Origin of the sequence: Elstera litoralis (genome assembly GCF_000963705.1) — a bacterium.
In the GTDB taxonomy this organism is placed as follows: Bacteria; Pseudomonadota; Alphaproteobacteria; order Elsterales; family Elsteraceae; genus Elstera; species Elstera litoralis.
In genome coordinates, this window is the sequence record NZ_LAJY01000248.1 from 1 (window position 1) to 5,221 (window position 5,221).

The following is a 5,221-nucleotide window of genomic DNA, read 5'->3' on the forward strand; positions in this document are numbered from 1 at the left end:
TGCCCAGGTCTCTACAATATACACTCTAAGAGACTATATTGTAGAGACCCTGAATATTTTCAGGCGTGTTAACTCGTTTTCAGTAGCCGCTTTTTTAGCGCCGCATCACCCAGCCGATCCCATAGACGATGGCGTGCATGCCGATAGATAGCGCAATCCCATAGAGGATTGAGGCTTCCCAACTCTCATGAAACCCCGATACCTGCGACAGCACGGTAAAGAACGCAGCGGTCAGCGGCGCTTGGCGTGCGTGCGCGCCGAGGGATAGGTGAAAAATAGAGGCCACGGCGTTTCTCCCGGTTTTTATCCTCTACAGCTAGCAGACCCGGCGGGCCTGGGCAATCCACCCGCCTGAGACGTTTGCCAGGGCGTAAAAAAGCCGGAGGCCCTTTCGGATCTCCGGCTTCAGCCCATAAGCTTCGTAAAAGCTTAAAATTCCAGCGCGCGGGCTTCCACCACTTGCGGCAGTTTGCGGACTTTATCGAGAACCGCCGCCGGGATCGGTTGATCCACCTCGGTCAGCAGCACGGCTTCGGCCCCCGGCGCGCTGCGGCCCAGGTGGAAGGTGGCGATATTGACGCCCGCATCGCCGAGCAGCCCGCCGAGCGCGCCGATGAACCCCGGCTTGTCGAGATTGCGGATGAACAGCATATGCTGGCCCAATTCGGCTTCCAGCGGCACATTATCGAGCTTCACGATGCGCGGCAGGGTGGCGCCGACCAGCGTGCCTTGGAAGGTTTGCGCGCCGGTATCGGTTTCGACCGTCAGCGACACCAGCGTGTGATAATCCACCGCCGTATCGCGCTTGAGTTCGGCGATTTTAATATTGCGCTCTTTGGCGACGACCGGGGCCGAGACCATATTCACCTCTTCCAGCGCATGCTTCAGCAGGCCCGTCAGCGCCGCTGCCGTAACCGGGCGGGTGTTAATCGTGCTGGCTTCGCCGTGGAATTCCACCGTCACGCCCTTGATGCCCGAGGTGAGCAATTGACCTGCGAGCGAGCCCAATTGTTCGGCCAAGCGCATATAGGGCGTCAGGCGCGGCGCTTCATCCGCCGACACGCTGGGCACGTTGACGGCATTAGTTACCGCCCCATCCAAGAGGAAGTCGGAAATCTGTTCGGCGATTTGCAGCGCGACATTTTCCTGCGCTTCGTTGGTCGACGCGCCGAGGTGCGGCGTGACCACGACGTTTTCCATCCCGAACAGCGCGTTTTCCTTGGCGGGTTCGACGGCGAACACATCGAGCGCCACGGCGGCGACCTGCCCCGCCTCCAGCGCGACCTTCAGATCGGCTTCGACGATCAAACCGCCGCGCGCGCAGTTGATGATCCGCACGCCCTTTTTCATTTTGGCGAAAGCCGCCGCATTCAAAATATCGCGGGTTTCATTGGTCAGCGGCGTGTGCAGGGTGATGAAATCGGCGCGGGCGAACAGCTCGTCCAACTCGACCTTATCGACGCCCAGCGCTTGGCACGATCCGCCGAGAGGAACGGATCGAAGGCCGCCACTTTCATGCGCAGGCCCACGGCGCGTTCGGCGACGATGGAGCCGATATTGCCGCAGCCGATAATCCCCAGCGTCTTGCCGGTGACTTCGACGCCCATGAACTTCGATTTTTCCCACTTACCGGCATGGGTGGACCGATCAGCCTGCGGGAGTTGGCGGGCGAGGGCGAACATCAGTGCAATCGCGTGTTCCGCTGTCGTGATGGAATTGCCGAACGGCGTATTCATCACCACAATCCCGGCCTGGGTCGCCGCCGGAACATCGACCGTATCAACGCCAATCCCGGCGCGGCCAACGACCTTCAGCTTCCCGGCAGCGGCGATAATATCGGCGGTGACTTTGGTGGCCGAGCGCACGGCAAGACCATCATACTCGCCAATAATCGCCTTGATTTCGTCCGGCTTCAGGCCGGTTTTTACATCGACCTCAATGCCGCGCGTCTTGAAAATATCGACCGCGCGCGGGCTGAGGGAATCGGCAATCAGAACCTTGGGCATGGCAAACCTCATTGGCGGGCGACCCGCATGTCACGGGTCGCGCAGAATTTCTAAAGAAAAGAGGTCGGAAGCGTTACGCGGTAACGGCCAGTTCGGCCTTCACTTCCGCATAGGCCCAATCCAGCCACGGGGTGAGGGCTTCGATATCGGCGGTTTCCACCGTCGCGCCGCCCCAAATCCGCAGGCCCGGCGGCGCATCGCGGTAGCCGTTGATGTCAAAGGCCACCTTTTCTTTTTCGAGCTTGGCAGCAAGGCGCTTCGGCACTTCCGCCTGCGCGTCCGCCGCCAACGCCGTGAACCAGGGATCGACGATCTTCAGGCAAATCGACGTGCAGGAGCGGGTTTCCGCAGTGTCGGCCAGGAAATCGACCCAAGCGGTCTTGTCGGCCCAGGCAGTGATGGCCGCCAGATTGGCTTCCGAGCGGGCGATGAGGCCCTTCAGCCCGCCGACCTGCTCGGCCCACACCAGCGCATCGCGGTAATCTTCAACGCAGAGCAAGGACGGGGTATTGATCGTCTCGCCCTTGAAGATGCCCTCGATCAGCTTGCCACCCTTGGTGAGGCGGAAAATCTTCGGCAGCGGCCACGCCGGGGTATAGCTTTCCAGCCGCTCCACCGCGCGCGGGCTGAGAATCAGAATACCGTGCGCGCCTTCGCCGCCTAAGACCTTCTGCCAGGAGAAGGTCGTCACATCCAGCTTCGCCCAGGGTAAATCCATCGCGAAGGCTGCCGATGTGGCGTCGCAAATGGTCAGGCCCGCGCGGTCATCGGCGATCCAATCAGCATTGGGCACGCGCACACCGGAGGTCGTGCCGTTCCAGGTGAAGACGACATCATGGTCTTTATTGACTTGGCCAAGGTCCGGCAGCGCGCCGTAAGCCGCCTTCAGCGTGCGTGCGCCCGGAATTTTCAACTCTTTCACCACGTCCGTCACCCATTCGGACCCAAAGCTTTCCCAGGCGACCATATCGACCGGGCGCGCGCCGAGCAGCGACCAGAGCGCCATTTCCACGGCACCGGTATCGGAAGCGGGCACGATGCCGATGCGGTAATCGGCGGGAACGTTGAGGATGGCGCGGGTGCGGTCGATAACATCGGCCAGCCGCGCTTTACCGGCTTTGCCGCGATGGGATTGCCCGAGAACGGCATTCTCCAGGGCTTGCGGCGTCCAACCGGGGCGCTTAGCGCAGGGGCCGGAGCTGAAATAGGGGGATTTCGGACGGATTACGGGCGTCGTCATATTTACTCTCCAAGGGGTCGGTGGCGCGCTTTCCGACCGCTGCGTCGCGCCGGGGCGAACGGTAGCGAAAGGCCAAATCCCCGTCAAACGTTACGCACGCATCAATTTCGCTTACGCGCGCGCGTCTAGTTGCGCCCGCGTGAAATTCCGATACAGTGCAGTGCGAAGCATCCGATTAGGGAAAACTTAACACAATCAGGTTGACGGCGTTAAGCTTCCCTCATACGGTCTCTTTTTGTACCAGATTCTAGCCCTCGCGCGAATCTGTGGGGCACCATCAACAGGGTGTGCGATGCGCTTTTTTCCGTCGAATAGCTTCTCGAAACTCGCTTCTGGCCCCGCCGCGCTGATGCTGGCCGGGCTTAGTCTTGCGCCGCTGACGGCCCAGGGCCAAGGAGCCCCGCCCGCGCCGCCGGTCACCGTGGCCGCACCGCTCACGCAAAAGGTGACGCAGTGGGACGAATATACTGGCCGTTTCGAAGCGGTTGAGCGCGTCGATCTGCGCCCGCGCGTGTCGGGCTATATCGAGCAGGTGCATTTCCGCGACGGGCAGGTGGTGAAGAAAGGCGATCTTCTGTTCACCATCGACCAGCGCGCTTACGAGCTGGCACTCGACTCCGCCCGCGCCGATGTGGCCCGCGCCCGCGCCCAGGTGAAGCTGAACGAAACGGAAGTAGCGCGCGCCGAAGGGCTCATCCGCAATCAAAACATCACGGGACGCGACCTCGATCAGCGGCAGGCGAACCTGTCCATCGCCCGCGCCCAACTTTCGGCGGCGGAAACGGCCGTGAAAACCGCCGCGCTGAACCTGGAATGGACGCAAATACGCGCGCCGATCAGCGGACGGATTTCCGATAAGCGCATCGATGTCGGCAATCTGGTCGCCGCCGGTCAGGGCGCGACGGTGCTGACCACCATCGTACGCAACGATCCGATCAATTTCGTTTTCGATGCGTCGGAAGCCGATTACATCCGCTACGCGCGCCTCTCCAAATCCGGCCAGCGCCCGTCCAACCGCGATAGCAATGGCGCGATTCCCGTTCAGGTCCGTCTCGGCGATGAAACCGAATGGAAGCGCCAGGGCGGGCTCGATTTCGTCGATAACGAGTTGAACGGCCGCTCCGGGACAATCCGGGGCCGCGCCGTGTTCGAAAATAGCGATCAGTTCCTCACGCCGGGCAGCTTCGGTCGCCTGCGCCTGTGGGGCGGCGATGTCGATGCGATGCTGGTGCCCGATTCGGCCATCGTTGCCGATCAGGCGCGCAAAGTTGTGATGACGATTGGGCCAGAGAATAAGGTCGTGCCGAAAATCGTTACCCTGGGCGGGCTCGCCGATGGGCTGCGGGTGATCCGCGACGGGCTGAAGGGCGATGAGAAGGTGATTATCGGCGGGCTCGCCAATCCCTTCGTGCGCCCCGGCGCGCCGGTAACGCCGATTCCGGGCGAAATTAAAGCCGGGATGCGCTAACCGCCCGCGTTTCAACACGCTGTTTTACTAAGAATCACCAGGGTTTGCTGGATAGGATTTGGCAATGCGCTTTACGCATTTCTTCATCGATCACCCGATTTTCGCGACGGTGCTCTCGATCATTCTCACCATTGCTGGGGGGATTGCGCAAACGCGCCTGCCGGTTGCCGAATATCCCGAAATCGCGCCGCCGACGGTGAATATCACCGCCGCCTATCCGGGGGCCGACGCCCGCGTCGTCGCCGATACGGTGGCAACACCGATTGAGCAGGAAGTCAACGGCGTCGATGGGATGCTCTATATCAGTTCCCAATCCACCGGCGACGGTCGCCTCTCGGTCAACGTGGTGTTCAAACCGGGCACGAATATCGATCAAGCGCAGGTTTTGGTGCAGAACCGCGTTTCCATCGCCGAGCCGCGCTTGCCTGAAGAGGTTCGCCGCCTCGGCGTGAACGTGCTGAAAAGCTCGCCGGACCTGATGATGGTCGTGCATATGCTCTCGCCCGA

General features: G+C 61.3%; 5 protein-coding genes and 1 pseudogene. 2 read left to right on the forward strand and 4 right to left on the reverse strand.

What is annotated here, in order from left to right; translation table 11 throughout:
* Positions 1-94 precede the first annotated feature (94 nt).
* The 4 genes and pseudogenes from VZ95_RS10390 to VZ95_RS10400 form a co-directional block, all read right to left on the reverse strand.
* The gene (locus tag VZ95_RS10390) at positions 95-286 is read right to left on the reverse strand and encodes a hypothetical protein (RefSeq protein WP_045775776.1); all 192 of its coding nucleotides are present in this window, start codon (positions 284-286) and stop codon (positions 95-97) included.
* Positions 287-429: 143 nt separating this feature from the next.
* A complete protein-coding gene (locus tag VZ95_RS29760; protein ID WP_456297695.1) occupies positions 430-651 on the reverse strand; it encodes an ACT domain-containing protein in 222 nt (73 codons plus the stop codon).
* A 41-nt stretch (positions 652-692) separates the two neighbouring features.
* Positions 693-2,018: pseudogene (locus VZ95_RS10395) on the reverse strand (NAD(P)-dependent oxidoreductase).
* Between the two features lie 61 nt (positions 2,019-2,079).
* Entirely contained in the window at positions 2,080-3,246 is a 1,167-nt protein-coding gene (locus VZ95_RS10400) for a phosphoserine transaminase (RefSeq protein ID WP_045775777.1), read from the reverse strand.
* A gap of 292 nt (positions 3,247-3,538) precedes the next feature.
* On the opposite strand from VZ95_RS10400, the gene VZ95_RS10405 reads away from it, so the two are divergent.
* Positions 3,539-4,714, forward strand: a complete 1,176-nt coding sequence (locus VZ95_RS10405; RefSeq protein WP_045775778.1) for an efflux RND transporter periplasmic adaptor subunit — start codon at positions 3,539-3,541, stop codon at positions 4,712-4,714.
* Between the two features lie 64 nt (positions 4,715-4,778).
* A partial coding sequence (locus tag VZ95_RS10410; RefSeq protein WP_045775779.1) for an efflux RND transporter permease subunit occupies positions 4,779-5,221 on the forward strand: 443 nt, incomplete at its 3' end.

What these genes read in the sequence shown, in the direction of transcription:
- VZ95_RS10400 (WP_045775777.1), bottom strand. Translation starts at nt 3,246, where the DNA reads ATGACGACGCCCGTAATCCGTCCGAAATCCCCCTATTTCAGCTCCGGC.
- VZ95_RS29760 (WP_456297695.1), bottom strand. Translation starts at nt 651, where the DNA reads ATGCTGTTCATCCGCAATCTCGACAAGCCGGGGTTCATCGGCGCGCTC.
- VZ95_RS10405 (WP_045775778.1), top strand. Translation starts at nt 3,539, where the DNA reads ATGCGCTTTTTTCCGTCGAATAGCTTCTCGAAACTCGCTTCTGGCCCC.